The sequence below is a fragment of the Pedobacter sp. Leaf216 genome, from assembly GCF_001421515.1.
Classification (GTDB): Bacteria; Bacteroidota; Bacteroidia; order Sphingobacteriales; family Sphingobacteriaceae; genus Pedobacter.
Genome location: NZ_LMKM01000019.1, coordinates 14,045 through 38,946 on the forward strand (window position 1 = coordinate 14,045; position 24,902 = coordinate 38,946).

At 37.1% G+C, this 24,902-nt stretch carries 22 protein-coding genes; 13 read left to right on the top strand and 9 right to left on the bottom strand.

Translation table 11 applies throughout. From position 1 onward, the window contains the following. The first annotated feature begins 369 nt into the window (after window positions 1-369). Window positions 370-1,551, top strand: coding sequence for an AIR synthase-related protein (locus tag ASE74_RS14780; protein ID WP_055910681.1), 1,182 nt, complete (start codon window positions 370-372; stop codon window positions 1,549-1,551). A 63-nt stretch (window positions 1,552-1,614) separates the two neighbouring features. Here ASE74_RS14780 and ASE74_RS14785 read toward each other — a convergent pair whose 3' ends face one another. Continuing rightward, a complete protein-coding gene (locus tag ASE74_RS14785; protein ID WP_055910683.1) occupies window positions 1,615-1,896 on the bottom strand; it encodes a hypothetical protein in 282 nt (93 codons plus the stop codon). Between the two features lie 215 nt (window positions 1,897-2,111). Here ASE74_RS14785 and ASE74_RS14790 point away from each other — a divergent pair, with 215 nt between their 5' ends. Beyond that, a complete protein-coding gene (locus tag ASE74_RS14790) occupies window positions 2,112-2,747 on the top strand; it encodes an acetyltransferase (protein ID WP_055910686.1) in 636 nt (211 codons plus the stop codon). A gap of 97 nt (window positions 2,748-2,844) precedes the next feature. Here ASE74_RS14790 and ASE74_RS14795 read toward each other — a convergent pair whose 3' ends face one another. The 3 genes from ASE74_RS14795 to ASE74_RS14805 all read right to left on the bottom strand — a co-directional run bounded on the left by ASE74_RS14795 (window position 2,845) and on the right by ASE74_RS14805 (window position 7,243). Further along, window positions 2,845-3,156, bottom strand: coding sequence for a hypothetical protein (locus tag ASE74_RS14795; protein ID WP_157255435.1), 312 nt, complete (start codon window positions 3,154-3,156; stop codon window positions 2,845-2,847). 116 nt (window positions 3,157-3,272) lie between these two features. Beyond that, window positions 3,273-3,860, bottom strand: a complete 588-nt coding sequence (locus ASE74_RS14800; protein WP_055910693.1) for a hypothetical protein — start codon at window positions 3,858-3,860, stop codon at window positions 3,273-3,275. A 26-nt stretch (window positions 3,861-3,886) separates the two neighbouring features. Beyond that, on the bottom strand, window positions 3,887-7,243 hold the full coding sequence (locus ASE74_RS14805) for a TonB-dependent receptor (RefSeq protein ID WP_055910697.1): 3,357 nt from the start codon (window positions 7,241-7,243) through the stop codon (window positions 3,887-3,889). Window positions 7,244-7,937: 694 nt separating this feature from the next. On the opposite strand from ASE74_RS14805, the gene lpdA reads away from it, so the two are divergent. The 8 genes from lpdA to ASE74_RS14845 all read left to right on the top strand — a co-directional run bounded on the left by lpdA (window position 7,938) and on the right by ASE74_RS14845 (window position 16,462). Continuing rightward, complete coding sequence (gene lpdA / locus ASE74_RS14810; protein ID WP_055910700.1) at window positions 7,938-9,326, top strand: dihydrolipoyl dehydrogenase; 1,389 nt, start codon at window positions 7,938-7,940, stop codon at window positions 9,324-9,326. A gap of 134 nt (window positions 9,327-9,460) precedes the next feature. After that, the gene (locus ASE74_RS14815) at window positions 9,461-10,300 is read left to right on the top strand and encodes an MBL fold metallo-hydrolase (RefSeq protein ID WP_055910703.1); all 840 of its coding nucleotides are present in this window, start codon (window positions 9,461-9,463) and stop codon (window positions 10,298-10,300) included. Next, window positions 10,300-10,869 carry a GNAT family N-acetyltransferase gene (locus tag ASE74_RS14820; RefSeq protein ID WP_055910705.1) on the top strand — a complete coding sequence of 190 codons (570 nt, stop codon included), beginning with the start codon at window positions 10,300-10,302 and terminating at the stop codon, window positions 10,867-10,869. Before ASE74_RS14815 ends, ASE74_RS14820 begins: the two co-directional genes overlap by 1 nt. A 105-nt stretch (window positions 10,870-10,974) precedes the next feature. Further along, window positions 10,975-11,334, top strand: a complete 360-nt coding sequence (locus ASE74_RS14825) for a hypothetical protein (protein ID WP_055910707.1) — start codon at window positions 10,975-10,977, stop codon at window positions 11,332-11,334. 357 nt (window positions 11,335-11,691) lie between these two features. Further along, complete coding sequence (locus ASE74_RS14830; protein WP_055910709.1) at window positions 11,692-12,219, top strand: ferritin; 528 nt, start codon at window positions 11,692-11,694, stop codon at window positions 12,217-12,219. Window positions 12,220-12,963: 744 nt separating this feature from the next. Further along, entirely contained in the window at window positions 12,964-14,412 is a 1,449-nt protein-coding gene (locus ASE74_RS14835; RefSeq protein ID WP_055910711.1) for a circularly permuted type 2 ATP-grasp protein, read from the top strand. A gap of 10 nt (window positions 14,413-14,422) precedes the next feature. Then, window positions 14,423-15,358, top strand: coding sequence for an alpha-E domain-containing protein (locus ASE74_RS14840; RefSeq protein WP_055910714.1), 936 nt, complete (start codon window positions 14,423-14,425; stop codon window positions 15,356-15,358). A 108-nt stretch (window positions 15,359-15,466) separates the two neighbouring features. Next, a complete protein-coding gene (locus tag ASE74_RS14845; protein ID WP_055910716.1) occupies window positions 15,467-16,462 on the top strand; it encodes a transglutaminase family protein in 996 nt (331 codons plus the stop codon). A gap of 90 nt (window positions 16,463-16,552) precedes the next feature. On the opposite strand, the gene ASE74_RS14850 is transcribed toward ASE74_RS14845, so the two are convergent. Together ASE74_RS14850 and ASE74_RS14855 are read right to left on the bottom strand one after the other, a co-directional pair. After that, window positions 16,553-17,086, bottom strand: coding sequence for a hypothetical protein (locus ASE74_RS14850; RefSeq protein WP_055910718.1), 534 nt, complete (start codon window positions 17,084-17,086; stop codon window positions 16,553-16,555). Beyond that, window positions 17,062-17,760, bottom strand: coding sequence for a hypothetical protein (locus ASE74_RS14855; RefSeq protein ID WP_235526103.1), 699 nt, complete (start codon window positions 17,758-17,760; stop codon window positions 17,062-17,064). The genes ASE74_RS14850 and ASE74_RS14855 overlap by 25 nt, the downstream gene beginning before the upstream one ends. 378 nt (window positions 17,761-18,138) lie before the next feature. On the opposite strand from ASE74_RS14855, the gene asnS reads away from it, so the two are divergent. After that, window positions 18,139-19,587, top strand: a complete 1,449-nt coding sequence (asnS, locus tag ASE74_RS14860) for an asparagine--tRNA ligase (protein WP_055910722.1) — start codon at window positions 18,139-18,141, stop codon at window positions 19,585-19,587. A gap of 560 nt (window positions 19,588-20,147) precedes the next feature. Here asnS and ASE74_RS14870 read toward each other — a convergent pair. Genes ASE74_RS14870 through ASE74_RS14880 form a run of 3 tightly spaced genes read right to left on the bottom strand, consistent with a single transcriptional unit; the run spans window position 20,148 to window position 22,324 of the window. Beyond that, window positions 20,148-21,809: an FMN-binding glutamate synthase family protein gene (locus tag ASE74_RS14870; RefSeq protein ID WP_055910727.1), complete on the bottom strand. Its 1,662-nt coding sequence runs from the start codon at window positions 21,807-21,809 to the stop codon at window positions 20,148-20,150. A gap of 10 nt (window positions 21,810-21,819) precedes the next feature. Further along, the gene (locus ASE74_RS14875) at window positions 21,820-22,074 is read right to left on the bottom strand and encodes a Txe/YoeB family addiction module toxin (protein WP_055910729.1); all 255 of its coding nucleotides are present in this window, start codon (window positions 22,072-22,074) and stop codon (window positions 21,820-21,822) included. Continuing rightward, window positions 22,067-22,324, bottom strand: coding sequence for a type II toxin-antitoxin system Phd/YefM family antitoxin (locus ASE74_RS14880; RefSeq protein ID WP_055910731.1), 258 nt, complete (start codon window positions 22,322-22,324; stop codon window positions 22,067-22,069). Before ASE74_RS14880 ends, ASE74_RS14875 begins: the two co-directional genes overlap by 8 nt. A 125-nt stretch (window positions 22,325-22,449) precedes the next feature. On the opposite strand from ASE74_RS14880, the gene ASE74_RS14885 reads away from it, so the two are divergent. Both ASE74_RS14885 and ASE74_RS25165 read left to right on the top strand, forming a co-directional pair. Then, on the top strand, window positions 22,450-23,070 hold the full coding sequence (locus ASE74_RS14885) for an L-threonylcarbamoyladenylate synthase (protein ID WP_055910747.1): 621 nt from the start codon (window positions 22,450-22,452) through the stop codon (window positions 23,068-23,070). Window positions 23,071-24,376: 1,306 nt separating this feature from the next. Beyond that, window positions 24,377-24,562, top strand: a complete 186-nt coding sequence (locus tag ASE74_RS25165) for a hypothetical protein (protein WP_235526104.1) — start codon at window positions 24,377-24,379, stop codon at window positions 24,560-24,562. The last annotated feature ends 340 nt before the right edge of the window (window positions 24,563-24,902 follow it).

Consider the following 24,902-nt stretch of genomic DNA (forward strand, 5'->3'; position numbering starts at 1 on the left):
CTGAACTCGTTTCAGGATCTAACCGAAAGGTCTACAACAAACATTCATTCAAAAAGAAAAATCCACCATCCTTAATTCACACTTCGTGCCTTCGTGGTGAAACAACCTTATTAAGCTCAGCTTTGTAATCATTTAGAAAGCAATCTCCCTCCATATCGTCCTCCTGAACTTGTTTCAGGATCTAACCGAAAGGTCTACAACAAACATTTATTCAAAAAGAAAAATCCACCATCCTAAATTCACACTTTGTGCCTTCGTGGTTAAACAAACTCAGCTGTAAAATATCAAAAAACCCTTACCATTTTACCTGAAAAAACGTTAAGTATTTAGCTTTAGTTCTTCCTGTTAAAACCTTATCTTTGCGCCAACATGAGTGATAACAGGTACAATCAACGTGGCGTTTCTGCCTCAAAAGAAGATGTGCACAATGCCATCAAAAACATCGATAAAGGAATTTTCCCTAAAGCATTCTGCAAAATCATCCCCGATATTTTAGGTGCTGATGAAGCATATTGTAATATCATGCATGCTGATGGTGCAGGTACCAAATCATCTTTAGCTTATGTTTACTGGAAAGAAACCGGCGATATTTCGGTATGGAAAGGCATTGCACAAGATGCCATCATTATGAACATCGACGATTTAATCTGTGTGGGTGCTACAGACAATATCTTACTATCCTCAACCATCGGACGGAACAAAAACCTAATTCCTGGTGAAGTAATTGCTGCTGTAATTAACGGAACTGAAGAAATTTTATCCGACTTAAGAGAACAAGGCATCTCCATATATTCTACAGGTGGTGAAACTGCCGATGTGGGCGATTTAGTGCGGACAATAATTGTTGATTCTACAGTAACCTGCAGGTTAAAACGTGAAGACATTATTAGCAACGACAACATTAAGCCCGGAGATGTAATTGTGGCCCTAGCTTCTTATGGTCAGGCAACATACGAAACTGAATACAATGGCGGAATGGGATCGAACGGTTTAACCTCTGCCCGGCATGATGTTTTTGATAAAGCAGTAGCCAACAGCTACCCTGAAAGTTTTGACCCCGCAGTACCATTTGATCTTGTATTTTCAGGAAAAAAACAGCTGACAGAGGAAATCGAAATTGAAGGATTTGGCAAAACCACTGTAGGAAAATTGGTACTATCTCCAACCCGTACTTATGCACCGGTGATTAAACAGATTTTAGCCAGTTACCGCAATCAAATTAATGGAATTGTACATTGCAGTGGTGGCGCACAAACCAAGGTATTACATTTCATCAATGATGATATCCATGTTATTAAAGACAACTTATTCCCTATTCCACCACTATTTAAGCTGATACAGGAACAATCTGGTACCGACTGGAAGGAAATGTACAAAGTATTTAATATGGGCCATCGCATGGAACTTTATGTTCCTCAGGAGATTGCCGAAAGTATTATCGAAATTTCAAAAAGCTTCAATATTGACGCTAAGATTATCGGTCGGGTAGAAAAAGGCAGCCAGAAACAGGTAACCATAGAAAGTGACCAAGGAACTTTTGTTTATAATTAAGAAACAACATAATGATTTATATAAGGCTGCTGAGCGTAAATTTCAGCAGCCTTTTTTTATTGACTAGTCACGTGTTACAAATTTGTGGAAAGTGCTATCTTCCCCATCCGCTTTTTTATCCTGATACAAGAAATCGAGTTTATGCTCGTCAAAGGTTTTAAAAAAAGTATCCCAGTCTGTTTCCTTTAAATCAGAAGAACTGTCGCTGTGTTTTGGAAAATGTATTCTCAAAACGCCACCTTTATCAGTTTTAGCGGTATCACCAACAATTGCTGGCACACCATCGTGTTTTTCTGCCCATGCTTTTATAGTAGCATGATCATGGGTTTGTTTCGAACTGCTCATTGTATATCGTATTTATAATTAATGGATAGATCTATTATAAGAATCACATTCAGCTAAAAATGGTTTTAATAATTGTGAAATATTCTATACAAATGTTATCCAATAAGTATAAAAATCGTTCACAATTATATTTTTATCGATACATTTTAATATTTTTTCAGCACATCATCTAAATTTGTTTGTTATTAGTATATGCGATTTCAAATTTTAACCACATGATTAAAGTGTATCTTCTGGGTGCAGGCAAACATGCTGCAGAGCTGAGTGAGTATTTTAATAGCAGTAAAGCGTACGAATTAGCGGGATACATTACCAATGTTGCTGATGCTGTTAACCATCCAAACCTGGCCAAACCAATAATTTCCCTATCCTATTTTTTAAAAAACAAGCCTGCTTCTTCAAATATCACTCTTATCGGTGCAATTGGTAATTATGAAAGGAAAACAATTATTGAGCAATTAGAAAATAAGGGCTATCAGTTTATTAACATCATCCATCAACACAATTACATCAGTTCATCAATTAAGATCGGCTATGGCAACTGTATTGCTCCAGGTTGTGTAATTAATGCAAATGTGCAGATAGGCAACCATTGCATTGTAAATTCCAACTCCAATATCAGTCATGATTGCATACTTGAAAACTATGTAACCATTTCTCCGGGTGTTACTATTGCCGGTAACGTAATGATTAATGAAGGTGCTTTTATTGGCGCGGGCGCAACTGTAATTCCAGGGATAACCATTGGTAAAGGAGCATATATTGCAGCCGGAGCTTGCGTAACCCATAATGTTCCAGAAAATGTGATGGTAGCAGGGGTACCTGCGAAGGTTAAAAAAACAATATATTGAGGAATCTGAAATAATGAATACTTTAGAAGTTGATATAAATAAAAGATCCCCGGTTTTAATGGCCGGGGATTTGTAAAAAATAATAAGTATCGATAAACTATTGTAACCTCAAAATCCGTTCACCATACTTAATTTCTGTTTCTGAGGTGATTTCAAATTCATATTCTTTTCCTGAAGTAACAGTAAGCTTTTTACCTTTGATTTTGTAAGTACCTCTATATGCTACATCGCCACCAGGCACAATATCTGCCTTGCTGTCTACCATGAGTGTAACGCGTATTGCGCTTGTAAGGTACCCATCAGGCTTGAGTACATTAATTTCATAAAATGTTTTTTCTTCTTTTACCGTAAGCTTTTTACAAGAAGTAAAGCATATAAATAAGATTGTTGAATAGATTAGGTTTTTCATATTCATTTAGATTTACAATAATAACGTATTGGAAATTATAAACGCTACAAACAGCTGAATAACAAAAAAAGCCCTGATATAGTATATATCAAGGCTTTTTTTGTTACTTTCAGTATCTATAATGCAGCTCTTAAGCCAAATTCAGAAAGTGCAAAAGTGTATTCTGCAAGTGTAACATTAGAAGCATCTTGAGCGACAATAATAATACTTGTACCTCTTGATTGAGATGCAGTTCCATTACTAACCGTAAAGAGGCCTTTTCCAATCTGATTTAAATTAAATGTATATGTAAGACCCCAAATAACATTTGAGGCATTTCCATATGCACCGATTGCTGTAACCACAGGTGCGCTAGCAGAAGGTGTTGGCGTAGCAGCAAGCGATACATTTGATGCTGAATAAAGAACTGTCCTTACAGAACTACTAACAGCAGTTGCACTCGTTTGTGTATTGGCTAAATAATATACAGTTAATTTAGGAATCACTTTTGAAGGGAAAAGTTTTTCCCCAACAATGTAATTAAGCGTTACCACACTTGTACCTACAGTACCTGTAGCTGATATAGCATTACCTTTAGCCAATTCTATAGTTGTACCACCCGTACCAGATACCTCTTTTTCTGCGTTAGGATCTTTTTTACAAGCACTCATTGAAAGAACAACTACGCTTGCTGCAACCATAACTTTTGATAATATATTTTTCATTTTAATCAATTTAAAAATTTACAGTTTTAGTTAAAATTATAACGCACACCAAACTGCATATAATAGGTTGATGAAATTGTTTGTGAAGTACCGAATGATTCTCTCACAACATCGTTTTGAGCGTTAGCTAATCTAAACGTAGGTTTTGTAGTTGCACTGATTGATGATACATTTTGAGGGACCAAAATGGCTGCATTATTAGCAAAATTTATGTTACCCCATTTACGATTTAACAGATTACCCACATTGAATATATCAACAGTAAATTGAAATGAATTTTTAGATTTACCATAGTTTCTGAAAACTTCTTGAGTTAATCTAAAATCAAATTGATTTCTCCATGGCAACAATGCTCCATTACGTTCGGCATACTCACCTCTATGTTTACTTAAATATGGATCATTATTAATATAATTCATGAAAACATCACTTTGCTCTTGTGCAGAGTATGCTCTTCCATATCCTGTTGTTCCAGTAGGGATATTTACAAAATTTATTTCAGATGCATCGCGTGGAATGTAGATTAAATCGTTAGTCTGTCCATCACGGTTGAAATCGGCACTATAGCTATATGAATATCTTCCTTGCTGTGAACCAGAATAAAATAATGAAAACGCAGTAGCTAAATTCTTAAAATATTCTTTTCTATAAGAAAGATTGGCAACAATACGATCTGGAGTTAAGTTTTGAGAATAACTTAATGTCGGATTATTTGCATTAGTAGATGTAAAAGGAATAGACCATAAGTTTAACAGCTGATCACCACTTCCATCACCATAGTTACGTTGGTCAGAACGGGTATAAGCGATCATTGCAGATAAGCCGCCCTGAAATTGTTTTGTCAACTGCGCAGTAGCTTGCCAGTTATAACCACCTTTTGCATTTGTCATTTCAACAACGTTTAAAGCTGAGGTACCAGTTGGACTTGGAATTCCGGCTGCTGTCATATTTACAACTTGTCTAGCATTTACAGTACTTCCGTAAAATGGTCTGTTATCTGGATAACCTGGTATATTTAACGCTGTTGGAGTTTGCAGATTTACATTTTGACCTATAGCTACATTAAGATCTTTGCCATAAACACCTTCTAATGTTGCCACAATGCCACCAGGTAATTTAAAATCAACCGCTAAACTTGATTTCCAAGTTTGCGGGAATTTTAGGTTACGAGATAATGCACTGATCGTTCCTGGAATGCTCGTTCCAGCAGCAGGTATAGTAGATGAAGTTAGGTTTGGAGCAATACTTGGATTAAAGAATGGAGTATTAGCTTGTCCAGAATATACCTGAGTAAACTGTAATAATCCAGCATCACCTGATTGTGAAACAATCCATACAAAAGGAACACGACCTGTAAAGATTCCAGAACCACCACGAACTTGTAAAGAGCGGTCTCCTAACACATCCCAATTGAAGCCAAAACGTGGAGAATAAGTCAGTTTAGCTTCTGGTAAAACTCCAGTATCAATTTTTTCTCCGTTTGCAAAAGTTTGTGCAGCAACCAAAGGATGGGTTTTTATTTCAGACACATCAGGGAATGTAGCACGCTCGAAACGAATACCAGCTGTCACTTTTAAACGGTCAGATATTGTGAACTCATCTTGTAAATAAGCCGAATATTGAGCAAATTTAAAGCTAGGATAAGCTTGTGAACCGTCTGCAGTTAAAGGGTAAGTTATTGAATATTGTAATGGCTTAGCATTATTATAAAAATCAGCATAAGATGCAAAAGTATAAAAACCAGTTCCAAAACGTTGGAAGCCATTTTTAGTTGTGCTAAACTCTGCTTGTACACCCAAAGTAATATTATGTTTACCTAGCGCTAAACTTAAATCGTCGCTATAAGTATATCCTTTAACATCTCTTAAATTTCCGTAAGTAAATGGCTCATAACCAAAAGTGGTTAAAACACTACCAGCAGATGTTCCGCTTTGGGTATTATTTAAAATATCTACTAATGGAAATGGAGCACTATCTGAAGTCCTTGGATCATTTTGATGTGAATAAGTTGCACGTAAAACGTTAGTAACTTTACTTCCGAAATTTGAGTTTAGCTCAGCCACAGCAGAATATAAATTTGCTGCCTGATAGTAGTTTGAGTTTGAGAAATTCAAACCTGCATTCGTAGCAGTTCCCGATCTATTATTTCCATAACCTAAATTACCAGTCACACCAGAACCAGTTACCGATGTACTTGCAGAACTTGGTGATGTGCTCTCTACCTGATTATAACGAACACTAAAACGGTGATTTTTTGTAATGTTCCAGTCTAAACGGGCAAACATCTTTTCGTTATCACTTATATTTGAATATCCTTGATAAAGACCTGGATCATATCCGTATCTAGAAATTAAAGTAGATTTTAGTTGGTCAAGATCAGAAGCATTTGCTGGTGCAACTGTTGATACTCCACTATTATATGGTAAACCCGGAGTAGCCGCAATCCTGTTATTACCTGGTTCAATAGTATGTTTTTTTTCGTAGTTAACAAAAAAGAATAATTTATCTTTAACAATTGGCCCTCCTAAACTAAATCCATAATTTTTTTCATCAAGCTTTTGTAATGTAGGAATTCTATACGTTTCACCAATCCTATTTCCTTGTTGCTCTTCCCCACGCATGGTATAAAAGGCATTTCCAGAAAATGTATTAGCACCAGAACGGGTTACCGCAGTTACTGAACCCCCTGTGAAGCCCGATTGACGAACATCATATGGCGTTACATTGATTGATACCTGCTCCAACGCATCAATCGAAATTGGAGAACCACCAGCCGGAATATTCTGACCAATACCAAATTGATTGTTAAAGTTAGCACCATCTACAGTAAAGTTATTGGAACGGTAGTTACCGCCACCAATTGCACCTTGAGTACCTGAAGCTTGTGGAGTTAATCTCGTTAAATCATTAATACTACGTGTGATTGTTGGTAAAGATTGAATTTGCTGTCTTGTAACGACAGTGTTTGCACCACTTTTATTGGAATTCATGATTGCATTGCTGCTTTGACCTACCACTTTAACTTCAGCAAGTGTTGAACTATTATCAACAAGTGTTAAATTTAAAAGATAAGGTTCTCCTAATTTTAAACTAATATCAGTTTGTTTTTCAGGCCTGTAACCCACAAAACTTACTTCAATAGTGTATGGGCCACCAACACGCATCCCACCAATTGTAAAACGGCCGTCACCGTTTGTAGATACAGAATAAACAGTACCAGTTGGTGTGTGTGTAGCTTTAACACTTGCACCAGGCAGGGCACCTTTGTCGTCCTTAATTGTTCCTGTCATCGACGATGTGGTTACCTGTGCATTAACACTTAAGGTAAGACCTACAAACGCAACAATAACAAGCACTAATCTTAAAAGTAAAGATTTCTTCATACTTTGTTTTTTAAATGTTTTTTGTTGTTGAATAATAATCTAATAGGGATATTATGCCGCAAATGTACCCAATAAAATTTAACACATTTTAACATTCAATGTTAAATAATTATTAAGTCCGGCAAAACTTTTCAACATTTAACACATATTAGCACCTTTATAACTTTCACTTTATCAATACATTGATAAAAAATCCAAATTTTTAATAACGAAATACACAGTTGATTATAATTTACACATTAAACACCTCTTAATGTTGGTATTTTTCCAATTATGCCTATTAACAATAAGCTTTTAAGCAAAAACACTAGCATAATTTCCCCTATAGTAGAATATTCATTATGTTTTTCATTAAATCACACCTTATTATGATTAACATCCAAACGTAAATTTGCAGCACCAATATTCACTCATTGTAAATTTTACCAGCTATCTTAATATAGGTCTAGCCAATTGACATTTTTTTTTTAGTTTTGAGCGATTGTTTGAGGATTAACATCCGCTAACATTTGTAATGTGGATGTAGGCAACTAGAAACACGAGACTAATCTGTTCAACAGAGACTCCTTCACCAGAAGATTACGGTTTATAAAAAAAATAAAAGATAAATCTCTTTAAATAGAATGAAACTTAAATAATGCTATTCATTATTCAAGTGCTTTTTATGAGATAAAAAATAAACTAGAAAAAACAGATGAATTACGATGTTATTGTTTTAGGCAGCGGCCCAGGTGGTTACGTAGCTGCAATCAGAGCTTCTCAATTGGGACTAAAAGTTGCAATCGTTGAGCGCGAATCATTAGGTGGTATTTGTTTAAACTGGGGCTGTATCCCTACTAAAGCACTTTTAAAAAGCGCACAGGTTTTCGAATATATTAATCATGCAGCCGATTACGGAATTACTACTGCTGGTGCAACTGCAGATTTTGCAGCTGTGGTAAAGCGTAGTCGTGGTGTGGCAGACGGCATGAGCAAAGGCGTTCAGTTTTTGATGAAAAAAAATAAGATTGACGTAATCATGGGTACTGGTAAAGTAAAGCCAGGAAACAAACTAGAAGTTAAAGGTGCAGATGGTTCGCAACAAGAACTGAGTGCAAAAAATATCATCATTGCTACAGGTGCACGTTCAAGAGAATTACCAAACCTGAAACAGGATGGTAAAAAAATTATCGGTTACCGCCAGGCCATGGTACTTCCTGAATTGCCAAAAAGTATGGTTGTAGTAGGTTCTGGTGCTATAGGTGTAGAGTTTGCCTATTTCTATGCTACAATGGGTACCAAAGTAACCATCGTAGAGTTTATGGATAATGTAGTTCCTGTTGAGGATGAAGACGTTTCTAAACAATTATTGCGCAGCTTGAAAAAAGTAGGTATTGATGTAATGACTTCAGCAAGTGTTGAAGCCGTTGATACCAGCGGAGCAGGATGTAAAGTTTCTGTTAAAACGGCTTCAGGTATGCAAACCATCGAAGCTGACATTGTACTTTCTGCAGCTGGTATTGTTGCCAATATCGAAAACATTGGTTTAGAAGAAACCGGAATTAAAACTGAAAAAGGTAAAATTGTTACTGATGAGTTTTACAATACATCGGTTAAAGGTTATTATGCAATCGGTGATGTAGTTGGCGGACAAGCCCTTGCTCACGTTGCTTCAGCAGAAGGTATTATCTGTGTTGAAAAAATTGCTGGTCAACACGTTGAGCCATTGGATTATAACAATATCCCGGGTTGTACCTATTGCACGCCAGAAATCGCTTCAGTAGGTTATACCGAAAAAGCAGCAAAAGCAGCTGGTTACGAATTAAAGATTGGTAAATTTCCGTTTTCAGCTTCAGGTAAAGCAAGTGCTGCAGGAGCTAAAGATGGTTTCGTAAAATTAATTTTCGACGCTAAATACGGAGAATTATTAGGCGCACACATGATCGGAACAAACGTTACCGAAATGATTGCTGAAATTGTAGTGGCCCGTAAATTAGAAACTACCGGACATGAAATGATTAAATCTGTTCACCCTCACCCTACCATGAGCGAAGCCATTATGGAGGCAGCTGCTGATGCTTACGGTGAAGTGATCCACTTATAGAGGTATAAGGTTTAAAAGGTAGAAAGCATAAGGCTAAAGCCGTAAATAAAACCAATATTATTACATAAACCCTTTAGCTAATCCTAAAGGGTTTTGTATTTTTAGAGATTATTTTTTCTAAACTTTGACCCTAAATGAAACTTCACACCATAAATACAGGATTTTTTAAATTAGATGGCGGTGCCATGTTCGGCGTTGTACCTAAGGTCATCTGGCAAAAAACCAATCCGGCCGATAGCAATAACCTTTGTACATGGGCCATGCGCTGTTTATTGATCGAAGAAGGTAACCAGTTGATTTTGGTTGATACAGGCATAGGAAATAAACAAGATGAAAAGTTTTTCAGTCACTACTATCTGCATGGTAATGACTCATTGGAGAAATCGCTGGCACAACTAGGCTTCGGAAAAACTGATATTACAGATGTTTTTCTTACACACCTACATTTCGATCATGTAGGCGGAGCAGTGATAAGAGAAAATGAAAAACTAACGCCCACCTTTAAAAATGCGACCTATTGGACTAACGAAAAACATTGGCAGTGGGCGGTAGAACCTAACGCAAGAGAAAAAGCTTCTTTTCTAAAAGAAAATATCCTCCCAATTCAGGAAAGCGGTCAGCTAAAATTTATAACCGAACATGAAAATATCGAATGGCAAAAAGATATTAATATCAGTTTTGCTTATGGACATACCGATGCCATGATGTTACCCAAAATCAATTACAAGGGAAAAACCATTGTGTATATGGCCGACCTTTTGCCATCAGTTGGACACCTTCCCCTACCCTATGTAATGGCTTATGACATGTTTCCTTTAAAAACCCTTACAGAAAAACAAGCTTTTTTAGAAGAAGCCGTAAACAATAATTACATATTGTATTTAGAACATGATCCTATTAATGAATGTTGCACCCTGCAAAGAACTGAAAAAGGAATCCGTGTATCCGAAACTTTTAACCTAAGCGATATTTAATGATCAGACCAGCCAGGCCCCACGATGTTGAACAAGTTGTGTCGTTGATTATTCAGGCAATGGGTATGTTGGCTAAAAAATTAACTCATGTTGAAGATCAGACTACTATCAATAAGATTTTTAAACACTTTTTTCAGCAGTTAAACAACCAATACAGTTATGAAAACATTTTGGTTTATGAAGAGGATGGCAAAGTCATCGGCTCATTAAATGCCTATGATGGTGGAAATCTGGAAAAGCTTCGAAAACCTTTTTTAGCATATATTGAAGAACATTACGGTGCAAATAGCCTCAATCAGGATGCAGAAACGCAAGATGGAGAGTTTTACCTTGACAGCATTAGTGTTCACCCTATCGCCCAGGGAAAAGGAATTGGAACACAACTGATCGAAGCTGGTATAAATTGGGGCAAAAAACTTGGTCACAATACTATAGGCCTGCTGGTAGAACAAAATAATGCGAATGCATTGAAGTTATATAAAAAAATGGGCTTCGTTATCGAGAATGAAAAACACTTTATGGATGAATGGTATCATCATATGGTTTTTAAGGCCAAAAAGTATTTCTAAATTATCTAACTTTTATAGAACACTATGTTCCTAAAATAATTGATCATCAGATTTATTTCCATTTTTATTTGTATTTAATCTAAATAATGCCAATTTTTGTAACCGATGGAAAAAGCATGTATCGATATTAACGAACTGGTTAACGTATTCTCAAATACCCATGGTTCTATTTATCAATCAGATAAATTAAATTGCTTTTATGTAGATTTTGGCGGTAAGTTTGCCCGCTTCAATTGCCTTTCACTTCAAAAATTAAAAAAGGTTGTAGAGCAGATTGATATTGAAGCGCTCCTTTTAAATACCCACAAAGCCGACTTCGAACTGGTTACGTTTAATGGTTGTGAACACATCTACCTGTTAAGTGCATTAGAAATTATTGCATTAAAAGATTTACTTCAAGGTACTTTCACCATGTTTAAACTCAATCACCTCATCAGCGATTGCCTATACAGACTGGTTTATTAATTTTAGGTAGTCGATGAAATTTTTTATTGGTTAACTTTTGCAATCGAAATGCGGGTTCATCGCTGATTTTTTTAAAAAGGTTAATTGCTTTCTGCTTTATCAGACTGATTACTGCTAACTGAAAACTTCCAGCTGAACAATGTCAACCGAAAAATAACCTTTACCTCACTGATCCTCAACCAGTATCCGTTTCGCGTTATTGCAATATCTCCCACCCTTTTTCTTACGCTGCTGCTCTTATTTAAACTCATTACAAATAACTTATTATCAGCAATTTAGACTAATTTCATATTGCAAATAAATTATAATGGAGAACAAATTCCATTTACATTTGTATTGTTATAAAAGCACAGAAACATGAAAGATCTAATGCGTATCAAATGTTTAATATCTCAGGATATAGAAACATTATTAAATCAGCAAATTAAAAAAGAAGCTCATTCTTCATCACTATATTTATCAATGTCATCTTGGTGTGACCAAAACGGATTCGACTACTCAGCTGATTACTTTTTAAAGCAATCAGAAGAAGAAAGAGTTCATCAGTTAAAATTGTTCAAATACGTTTTAGATATGGGCGGAAATGCAATATCTCCAGAAGTAAACGGCATTAAAACTGAGTTTGCCGGGTTTAGAGAAGTTTTTGAAGATGCCTTGGAAGCAGAAATTGCGATTACCCAAAGCTTTAAAAACTTAGCTGCAAGATGCCATAAAGAACAGGATTTTGTAACCATGGAATTCTTAAACTGGTTCTTAAAAGAACAACGCGAAGAAGAATATAAAGCACGCAGAGCTTTAGAATTGTTCGAAGTAATAGGTGAAGAAGGTACAGGAAGATGGGAAATTGATAAACACGTTAACAAAATCAGTTATTCAGAAGCATAACAACAACAAAACATATATTGAAGCTATCCCGGATAAAACCAGGATAGCTTTTTTTATGAGCAGAATCCAGATAGCGATCATCATCCGATAGCTATCGGATGCGAAGCCAATTTTTGATTGGATGAAGCTATCTTTATATATAGGCTCGCAAACATGAAAGTTTGCTCACCCAAAAAGCCCGAACCCACCTTAAATATCCTCCTCGTTTGAAACGGGGAAGCGTGGGAACATCGATTTTATCGCGCTAAATAATTCTCACCCCCAAATTAGCAACCTGCTTAATCTGTGTTTTTGATTTTTTTAAATCTGCGGGAAAACGTTACGTCGCTTCCCGCTGATCACGCAAAAAAAGATACAAATCTAAAGCGATTAGACCTGAACAAAAAAAGATCATAAAAAGAAAAGCCCCAGTTTTGCTGGGGCTTCCTTAGTTTAGGTTGTTTGGTTTATGTTGATTATGAATAAGTCTTGAAAGCTTTATAAAAAAAGCGCCGTTACCAGCGCTTTTTTTAAACCAAATATATAATAATAATTAACGAGCATTACAAAAGTACAAACTTTATCCATACTAGCAAACATTTTGATTAAAAAATTGAAATATTTTATATAAAAACACATAAAACTCTAAAATTCAGCTATAAAAATTTAAATTATTAGATAAAAAATATATAAACATCAATTATTTAACATTAAATACTAGTTTTTTAGGTATAAAATCATACTTTAAAGAAATATTTAAGCAAAATGATAGAAGATTTTATAAAAAATTACTTTAATCATCCCAAAACTTACGATGAAATGTTTCTGAATGGAGATAATTACCGAGATCACTATTCAAATTTTATCAGAAATTTCTCTAAAGAGTCTCTCGAAAACCTAAACAAAAAAGAAGAACTCGCAAAAAAACTATTCATGAGTCAAGGTATTACCTTTACGGTGTACGATAGTGGCGAAGGAATAGAAAAAATATTTCCTTTTGATATCATTCCTAGAATAATTACTTCAACAGAATGGAATTTTATAGAAAAAGGCATAAAACAACGTTTAAAAGCGTTAAATCTTTTCCTAAAAGATGTTTATAGCAATCAATTTATCTTAAAAGACAAAATTGTACCTATAAATGTAATTTATTCATGTCCACATTTTCTTCGGGAGATGCACAATGTAAATGTATTGCATGATATTTATATCCATATTGCGGGTATAGACTTAATAAGAGACCACGATGGAACCTTTTACGTACTTGAAGATAACCTCCGAACGCCATCGGGTGTAAGTTACATGCTCGAGAACCGGGAAATTACCAAAAGGTTATTTCCAGATCTGATTCCACAATGCGGCGTAAGAAGCGTAACCGAATACCCTTCCCTTTTGTACAAAAATTTAATGTCTCTCTCACCAAGGGCCGTTTCAAATCCAACAATTGTGCTTTTAAGCCCGGGAATGTATAATTCTGCCTATTACGAACATACTACATTGGCCCGTTTAATGGGAGTAGAACTGGTAGAAGGTCGAGATCTTGTGGTTAAAGATCAGAAAGTATTTATGAAAACCACCACAGGTTTGCAGCAGGTAGATGTAATTTACAGGCGTGTAGATGATGATTATATTGATCCGTTAGTATTTAATCCAAACAGTGTGCTTGGCGTTGCAGGTTTGATGGGCGCTTACCGAAAAGGCAATGTAGCCATTATAAATGCGGTAGGAAATGGCGTGGCGGATGATAAAGCGGTTTATACCTATGTGCCCGATATGATCAGGTATTACCTAAACGAAGAACCTATTTTAAAAAACGTACCCACATATCAGCTCAGCAATCAGGACGAACTCGATTACGTGTTTGCAAACATCAATACCATGGTAATTAAAAAAACAAATGGTAGCGGTGGTTATGGCATGTTAATGGGCCATGAAGCGAGCGAACAGGAAACTGAAGAATACAAAATTGAAGTATTGAAAGATCCACGCAATTTTATTGCTCAACCCACCATCAGCCTATCTTCGGCCCCATGTTTTATCAATGGAAAGCTGGCACCACGAAGAATAGACCTACGCCCTTTTGCACTGAACGGACCAGATGGCATTTCAATTGTGCCGGGCGGATTAACCAGGGTGGCCTTAAAAGAAGGATCACTGGTGGTAAACAGCTCCCAGGGCGGAGGCAGTAAAGATACATGGGTTTTAACTTCTTAAAATACGAAATATGTTAAGTAGAGTTGCTTCAAGCTTATATTGGCTAAGTAGATATGTTGAGCGCAGCGACGGTATGCTGCGCATGTTAAAAATAAATTACGCTTCCTCACAAGATACCATACAGGAATTTACCTGGAAGCCTGTAATCAGAATTTTTTCCTCTGATGATGAAAATGAACTGTTAAATATCCAGCATGATAGTCGTGCCGTAATTGAATACCTTTTGCTCAACCGGGATAACCCGAATTCGATTTTAAACATCGTTACCCTTGCCCGCGAAAATGCCAGAAGCGTTCAGGAACATATTCCAAAAGATTTATGGCAATGTTTAAATGAATATTACCATGCAGTAAAAGACGAAAAATTACTCTGGTATGTACAACAGGACGACCCGATTACCGCATTGGATGTTTTAATTAAGCAGGTAATGTTATACCATGGTACAGCAGATAGCGTAATGGAACGTGGCGAAAGCAGAAGTTTTATGAAAATCGGCAAGCACCTGGAAAGGAGTATACAATCGATAGACATTTTAGATATTAAATTCAGTTCCATTAGCAGCAACCCGGATCTGCTCACAGATATTGCCTACTGGAAACACCTGCTACTCTCATTAGGTGGTTACGAATTGTATTTAAAAACATACCGGCAGGGTTTCGATGCAAAAAACATCATCGAACTGGTAATGCTCAATAACGATTTTCCAAGGTCGGCATTGTATGCCATGCACAATATTGAAAGGTATTTTAACCGCCTAAAAAGCGAAAGCAATATCGACCACTACAATAACCTATCGTTTAAAATAGGTAGGCTAAAAAGTATGATTACCTATAGTTCGGTAAACACTATGGACGAAGAGCAGCTGCACCATTACCTTACAGAAATAAGGGCAGAACTTTTTGGTATCGGAAATCTGTTGAACGAATACTATTTCGCAAACTCATAAAAATTATAAATATTAACCGCAGATGAACGCTGATTAACACAGATATCCCTTATACTTAAAAATCTGTACGCATCCATTTTATCTGCGGTTAAACATAACAATAGCCTTATGCCAATTTTCAAAATCAAACATATCACTAATTACAAATACGAACTGCCGGTACGTGATAGTGCCAACCAGATCATTTTATTTCCAATTAAAGATGATTATCAAAAAGTGATAAAACATGACCTGAATATCTCCGGAAGTCCGGAAATTGAAATCTTTATCGATTATTACGGCAATGAAGTAGGCACGTTTACGCAAAACGAACCGCATACCCAACTTAAAATCTTTTCTAAAGTAAGTGTAGAAACCTTTGCAAAACCACTGCCCCAGGATGATATGTTTAGCAGCGAACAATGGAACAGCCTGAATGCCCTTAAATACGAAGTACCCTATATTGATTATTTACGTCAGGAAAGTTTCGAAGGCATTATCCAGCTTAAAGAAACCGCATTAAATATCAAACAGCAGGAAGATACGCCATACCAAACTGCAATAAAATATTGTTCAGATGTTTTTAGTAATTTCGAGTACATTAAAGGTGTAACCGCTGTAGATACCACTATTGACGAGATTTTGAAACTAAGGGCCGGCGTTTGTCAGGATTTTGCACACGTATTAACAGCGATGTTGCGTTTAACAGGTATTCCTGCAAGGTATGTAAGTGGATACATTTGTCCGAATAGAGATGGCATGCGTGGAGAAGGCGCAACCCATGCATGGGCCGAAGCCTATTTGCCCGAATATGGCTGGCTTGGTCTGGACCCTACGAACAATTGTATAGCCAATGAAAACCATGTACGCTTAGCCGTAGGCCGGAATTTTACCGATTGCTCGCCAGTAAAAGGCGTTTACAAAGGCGGTTTCGAACATATTATGGAAGTTAATGTATCGGTAGGCTACAACGATGAAGATTTTAATGATAATGAAACTTATTTCCAACCCAAAGAAGTAAACTATCCTAAACCTTCGGGAACGATAACCACCACCAGAACAAAAAACAGCTATCAGCAGTATATGGAGGCCATTCATCAGCAACAGCAACAACAACAGCAGTAGGCAGTTGTCCAGTTAAGAGTTGACAATTTTCAGTTAACAATTTTCAGTATACAGTTGGTAATTTACAGTTCAGAATAAAACAGTAGAGATCTAATTCAAATCTCTGCTGTTTAGGATTTCAGCAATTCCTTCATTTTCAATAATCCACATTCCTATACGCTCATCGGTAATTCCATCCATAAGCTGGTATGTAAAGGTTGGTTTATTGTTTATCATTTTGGTAAACAGGTATTTGAACATGATGTTTTTGTTTTCTTTTAACATTTCGGCAACTTCTATAATATGCGTTGAAATCATAAAACAACAGTCATTTATTTTGGAAAATGATTTAATGATAGATAAAGATCCATCATATGCATCCTTTACATTTGTACCCCTAAAGAGTTCATCAAAAATCACAAAAATATTTTTCGAGACTTTAATTTTCTCTGCAACATGTTTTACCCTTAAAACTTCATTGTAAAAATGACTGTAGCCTTCGTTTAAGTTATCGGGCAGGTTTATTGTCGACACCAACCCCTGCCATATGCCGGTCTCCATATATTCTGCAGGAACAGGAAGTCCTAAATGCGCCAGATAGATGGAAATGCCAACTGATTTCAGAAAGGTCGATTTCCCAGCCATATTACTTCCTGTAAGAAAGCATACGTTCTTTTCCACTTCAAATTCAATATCATTCGCGTAGGTTGATTTAAAAAAGGATGGAATACCCCTTTAATAATGAGATTACGTTCTTTTAAGTTTAGATGAGGCAGCGTGAAGTTGTATTTCCGAGCCGCTTTTACTACCGCAAAATACGCATCTACCTGATAGGTTAAATCTAAAAACAGCTTAACGGTTTTTAATTCAATGCCTCTTAATATAAGATCCAGTTGCTCTAGTTCGAATATTGTAATCTTACTTTCACTACGCTCAACAACTTCTTTAACCAGTTGATGCTTAAATAATGTACATATAACCTCATCAAATGCTTTAACCAATGCAGGCTTAACTTCATCACTCAGGCCAGCAAACATTTCAGCGAGCTTTTTAAGTAAAAATACAATCTCCCCAACACCTTTCTCTTTTAGGTAGTACGCCTGATTTGGATAAAAAAAATAGTTAGCAGCTTTAGTTAATGCCGATATCCTGGAGTAAGATTTGATTTTAGAATTTTGTAACAGATAGCTCTCAACAAAATCCATATTGGTACGGTCAAAATTTAATGCACCCGAATAATTAGACAGATATTTTATCAATTCCTGCCGTTCATTAAGGATCTTAATATCAGTGGTGGCTGATTTAAAAATTTCGATCAATTTATCGTTGCCTTTAATCGTTGAAGTGAAATTGAATAAAGAGAAAATACTTTTATTTACACCATATGCCTCAAATATATTCAGGTCTGCTAAAGTTTGTTTATCTATATCAAATGTATTCATGAGGGATATCAGGCGTTAAAACAATAATCAACTAAAAATTAAGTTAAATATAACTTTATTATGGCAAAATTAATTTAATATTAAAATCTGTTAAAGATTAGAATTAACATCAAACAACAGCAGTAGTTTGGCGTTGTTGGTTTTAAGTTCGCAGTTGGGAATACAGTTATAACTTAAAAAACTGAAAACTGTACATTGAAAACTGCTGACTGATACGTTTTTTTTTCTAAATTTGCGCCTTTTACAAATAACAATATGATTAAGAGACAGCAAATTAAAGATTTATTAAAGTCGACAGCATTTGACACAGAAGTAACGGTTATGGGATGGGTTAGAACTTTCCGTAATAATCAGTTTATTGCATTAAATGATGGATCTTGCATGGGCAATATCCAAGTAGTGATCGATTTTAATAATTTACCTGATGAGCTGTTAAAAAGAATAACAACAGGCGCGGCAATTTCTGCAACAGGAAAACTGATCGAATCGTTAGGTAAAGGTCAATCCGTTGAAATTAAAGCAACAAGCGTAGAAATATTGGGCGATAGTGATCCTGAAAAGTTTCCATTACAACCCAAAAAACACAGTTTAGAGTTTTTACGCGAAATTGCACACCTGCGTTTCCGCACCAATACTTTTAATGCTGTTTTCAAGGTGCGCCATGCACTCGCTTTTGCAATCCACCAGTTTTATAACGAACGTGGTTTTGTATACATGCATACCCCTGTAATTACAGCAAGCGATGCAGAAGGTGCCGGAGAAATGTTTAAGGTTACCACTTTAGATTTCGACAATACACCACGTACAGAAGATGGTAAAGTAGATTTTTCGCAGGATTTCTTTGCCCGTGCTACCAATTTAACGGTATCGGGCCAGTTGGAAGGTGAGTTAGCGGCAATGGCATTCGGACAGATTTATACTTTCGGACCAACCTTCAGGGCAGAAAACTCGAATACCACACGCCATTTGGCAGAATTCTGGATGATTGAGCCTGAAGTTGCTTTTGCAGATTTAGAAGACAACATGCAACTTGCAGAGGATATGATGAAGTATGTAATTAAATATGCTTTAGACAACTGCAAGGATGAACTGGAATTTTTGAACACCCGTTTAGCAGAAGAGGATAAGCAAAAACCGCAGAACGAGCGCAGCGAATTTACCTTATTGGAGAAATTGGATTTCTGCCTTGCAAACGATTTTGAGCGTTTAACGTATACAGAGGCGATCAGGATTTTAAAATCTTCTAAGCCGAACCAAAAGAAACAGTTTAAATACCTGATTGATGAATGGGGTGCTGATTTACAAAGCGAGCACGAACGTTACCTGGTAGAAAAACACTTTAAAAAACCGGTAATTTTAACTGATTACCCTGCAGATATTAAATCATTCTACATGCGCCAAAATGAGCCAGATGCTGAAGGCAGACAAACTGTTGCTGCTATGGATATCTTGTTTCCGGGCATTGGCGAAATGATTGGCGGATCGCAACGTGAAGAGCGTTTAGACCGATTAACCAAACGCATGGAAGATTTAAATATTCCGCAAGATGAGCTTTGGTGGTATTTAGATACCCGCCGTTTTGGATCTGCTCCACATGCAGGGTTTGGTTTAGGTTTCGAACGTTTAGTATTGTTTGTAACCGGAATGACCAACATCCGTGATGTAATTGCTTTCCCAAGATTCCCTAAAAACGCAGAGTTTTAGAAGAGGTTTAGGGTTTAGGGTTTAGGGTTTAGGGTTTAGGGTTTAGGGTTTAGGGTTTAGGGTAAACAAATAGCCCTATATCAAAGAAGTCAAGTTTTAAAAACTTGACTTCTTTTTTTTTATGCAAATATTTCTGAAGGAATCCTTTATTGTTGCAAAAAACACCAAACATCCCTACGGAACGAAAAAAAAACATTCCATTTTTTTTTCTACCCACGAAACGTCCCGATGGGACGGCAAAGGAAAATTTTAAAATCACCAATCGTCCCATCGGGACGCCTCATGGGTAGAACCGCCAATTGCAAAATTAGCGGTTTCGTTCCGTAGGAACGTTTGGTGTTTAAACCCATTAATAGTTTTCCTATCTCTGCCAACTAAACCTGATTGGAATGAAAAGCACGCAATCACGATTTTTCATCGTGAGCGGACTTGTAATGAAAGCAGGACTGAACAACCCCAAGCACCACTAACCCCGCTTTCCAAAAAACTATTGATTTAGCCATGCGCTAAACTTACGAAGTTCTGCCTACGCTTAAGCCTTTCAAACTTCGGAAGTCCCCTTAACGCCCATCATCATGCATGGTATCGCTATATGGATTGGCATGTGCATAATCAACTGCCGAAACTTTATAATCTGTTGGCGCAAAGCTGGCCGAAGTACTCAAAGCCATGCCCAATTCGTATCGGGTAGGATAAGGCGTTTGCAACAAACTCCCTGCAGGAATGTATGGAAAACTCTCTAAATAACTTTGCATAACACTCGGACTCACCCTCCTATTGATATAAGCCCTGCTTAGCTGATGCGTTTCTCTTAAACCCGCAGCACCCAACAACTCCACAGCACTGGCTACGGTAAGGTTATGGAAATTTTTAACACGAACGGTTTTATCTTCAACCACAAGCCCTTTCATTAAACTCTGATCTTGTGTGGCCACACCTGTTGGGCAAGTATTGCTATTACATTCCAAAGCCTGGATACAGCCCAGGGCAAACATCATTCCACGGGCGGCATTACACATATCGGCACCCAATGCTATATTTTTAACCAGATCAAAACCTGTTGCTACTTTTCCTGATGCGATAATTTTAATGTGTTTCTTTAAATCGAAACCGTTTAAAACATCATATACAAAAGCCACACCTTCGCGCAGCGGCATACCAACTGAATTGGAAAACTCCTGTGGTGCTGCACCTGTACCACCCTCACCACCATCAACGGTAATAAAATCAGGATAAATTCCGGTTTCTACCATGGCTTTACAGATGGCATAAAACTCGCTCTTTCTCCCGATACACAATTTAAATCCTACGGGCTTGCCACCCGATAAATCCCTTAGCTTTTTAACAAATTCGATTAAACCGATAGGGGTGTTAAAGGCAGAGTGTGCAGGTGGCGACAATACATCTTTACCTTCGGGTACCAAACGGATTCTGGCCACTTCTGGCGTTACCTTTTTAGCTGGCAACATTCCCCCATGACCTGGTTTTGCACCTTGTGAAAGTTTAATTTCGATCATTTTCACCTGATCAGTTTGAGCCCTTTCTGCATAAGCATCATAATTGAAAGTACCATCCGCATTACGGCAACCGAAATAACCGGTACCAATTTGCCAGATTAAATCGCCACCCGGCTGACGGTGATAATCGCTGATTCCACCTTCACCCGTATTGTGAGCAAAATTGCCCAATTTAGCCCCACCATTTAAAGCTAAAATGGCATTCTGACTTAATGAACCAAAACTCATTGCCGAAATATTATAAATACTGGCAGAATAAGGTTTTTTACAATCAGGACCACCTACTGTAACACGAGGATCAAGATTTAATTCGTGGTGCGAAATGGCTGCAATACTATGACTTAACCATTCATACCCATTATCGTAAACATTTAACTGCGTTCCGAAAGGGATGGTATCATTGTCTTTTTTAGCACGTTGATAAATAAGCGAACGGTTTAACCTGTTATAAGGCGTTCCGTTGGTATCACTTTCTACAAAATATTGGTAAACTTTGGGCCTTAATTCTTCCATAAAGTACCTTAACCTACCAAAAACAGGATAATTTCTTACTATACTGTGTTTGGGTTGATATAAATCGTAAACCCCAAGGATTACAAAAGGACCTGTAAAAATGAATGTCCACCATAAAAAAGGGTGATATAAGCCTAACATAATGGTTAGGGCAATTAGAAATGCAGCAATTGCTACGAAAGCTTTTCTCATGTTGTTATTGTTAAGTATGATACCTGCACTGTAAGAGGATAATTTTGTTATCTTCTACTTTGTAAACAAGTCTATGTTCTAAATTAATCCTCCTCGACCACCATCCAGAATATGTATGTTTTAGTGGTTCGGGTTTTCCGGTACCTTCAAAAGGTGTGTGTTCGATTTCTTTTACCAGTGCATTTATTTTCTTGAGGATCGATTTATTCACCGATTTCCAGTGGAGATAATCCTCCCAAGCACCATTAAGAAACAATTTAATCATTATCGATCAAGTCTTGCTTTTTGGCTAAACCATTCTCATAATCTTTTAGTCCCTGCTCAAGCCTAATTGCATTCTTTGGGCTTTTTAGCAAATAAAAAGTTTCCTGCATACTATCATAATCTGCTTTAGATAGCACAACAACATCTTCTCCTTTTGCCCGGGTAACAAATAAGGGAGTGTGGTTCGTAAAAACCTTATCTAAATAAGACTTTAAGCTCTGCCTGAATGAGGTATAATTTGTGATTTCCATTTACTTGTTAATAATCTTCAAAATTAAAGATAATAAAAAAGCTGTACAATTATTTGTACACATTTAGAATGTTTATGATTAATGTTATTCAAACAACAAACGCATTAATTTGTTATTTTTACGCTATGCTTATTAAGATTTATCCAGAAAACCCCAACGAAAGAGCCATTGAACAAGTTGTTGAAGTGCTAAAAAAGGGTGGTTTAATCATTTACCCTACGGATACCATTTATGGTTTGGGCTGCGACATTACGAACCCTAAAGCAATCGAAAAAATCTGCCGTATAAGAGGCATCAAGCCAGAAAAAGCAAACTTCTCTTTTATATGCCATGATTTAAAGCACATTTCCGATTACATTAAACCTATTGATAATACCACATTTAGGGTATTAAAAAAAGCCTTACCAGGGCCGTTTACCTTTATTTTTAATGCGAACAACAATGTACCCAAATTATTAAGTTCGAACAAAAAAACAGTGGGTATCCGTGTGCCCGACAATAACATTGCACGTTGTATTGTAAAAGAATTAGGCAACCCTATACTCTCTACCTCAATAAAAGATGATGATGATGTGATCGAATATTCTACCGATCCTGAATTGATACATGAAAAATATGAAGATTTGGTAGACTTAGTCATTGATGGGGGTTATGGTGATAATGAGGCTTCTACAGTTATCGATTGTACTACCGGAGAATTCGACATCATCCGTGAAGGAAAAGGAAATATAGAAGAATATTTGTAGTTGTCGTTTAGGGTGATTATAGCTTCGCAATCGCGCTATCATTTTATCTGTTAATGCTTGAAACAGGCCAAATTAAAAGATTTAGTTTAAATTTAAGCGACCACATTAAAATTAGCTACGCTAAACACTACGCGGTTCCTGCATGCACGAGTATGACGGCCGGGTTAAAAATCCCTACTAAAAAGATTGATTCGGCTCTCTCTTCCCCAGCAATAACGAATTTATGGTGATAGCAAATCCAAAGATCTCTCCACTACGGTCGAGATGACGATTTTATGCGTTCCCTCATAGTTTAAAAAGAATTAATTTACGGATGCTAGAATCTGCGCTTCGCCATTTACGCCCTGCTATCTGGCATAGCAGATTTTCGCAGGAAAAACCATGGAAATCTTTGCACTTCCATTCCCTTCACACAAACCAAGGCAGGATCAAGCAGGTGCGTATGGAAAAGTGGGGGGAGAGCCTAGATACTGCCGCAATTAAGATTTCCATAGGTTTTTACAAGAAAGGATGCAAGCCTTGATTTTTGGTTACCTTTTTATCAAGAAAAAGGTAAGAGCCTCCTCGGTGGCGGTGAACCGAGGCAAGCCCGAGCGGAGCGAAAGCATTACGATTCCCGCATGCGCGAGAATGACGACAGTATTAGAAACATTACCAGAAAGATTGCTTCAGCTCGCTCTCCCCCAGCTTCGCAATGACGGATTTAACGCATTCCGTGCACCATGCTATTTGTATCTCGCTATTTGAATTATGCTATCTCCTCCCTGCTCTCCGGCATAGGAAATGATGGAAGGATAAAACGTTAAAGCTTTATCGTTACCTTTTCCTCTATAACTGAATTGAGGCAGCACACACTTTCCGCCCCCTTGGAAGGATAAAACGTTAAAGCTTTATCGTTACCTTTTCCTCTATAACTGAATTGAGGCAGCACACACTTTCCGCCCCCTTCGGCGGAACTTGTGCTGACGACAAAAAAGCTTTAACGAATTTATCCGACATCAGTTCCAAGCCTTGGGCTTTTGTTACTTTTGGGCCAAGCCAAAAGTAAGAGCCCTTCGGTGGCTGACCTGTACCGATTTCATATCGGTAACCGAGGCAAGCCCGAGCGGAGCGAAAACATAGCGACAGCATTACGATCCCCGCATGCGCGAGAATGACGACCGTGTTAGAAACATTACCAGAAAGATTGCTTCAGCTCGCTCTCCCCCAGCTTCGCAATGACGAATTTAACGCATTCCGTGCATCATGCTATTTGTATCTCGCTATTTGAATTATGCTATTTCCTCCCTGCTCTCCGGCATAGGAAATGATGGAAGGAGAAAACGTTGAAGCTTTATCGTTACCTTTTTCCTCTATCGCTGCATTGAGGCAGCACAAACTTTCCGCCCCCTTCGGCGGAACTTGTGCTGACGACAAAAAAGCTTTAACGAATTTATCCAACATCAGTTCCAAGCCTTGGACTTTTGTTACTTTTGGGCCAAGCCAAAAGTAAGAGCCCTTCGGTGGCTAACCGAGGCAAGCCCGAGCTAAGCGAAAACATTACGATTCCCGCATTCTCGAAAATGACGACCGTGTGTTAAAAATTAAAAATATTGCTTCAACTCACTCTCACCACTTCACAACAACGAATTTTATCAACATCCAATCTAAATACCAAAGAAATACATACTTTTATAACATTAAAAGTTTATTGCCCAAGCTTTTAACCGAACAACAAGTAAAATTAATACAACTATAATATTAAATTAATACCCAGCACTTATTTTCGTAACCTAATCATCTAATATGGCGCTACAATTACTCCAATAAAACTGCATTTCAGTTAAAAAAAG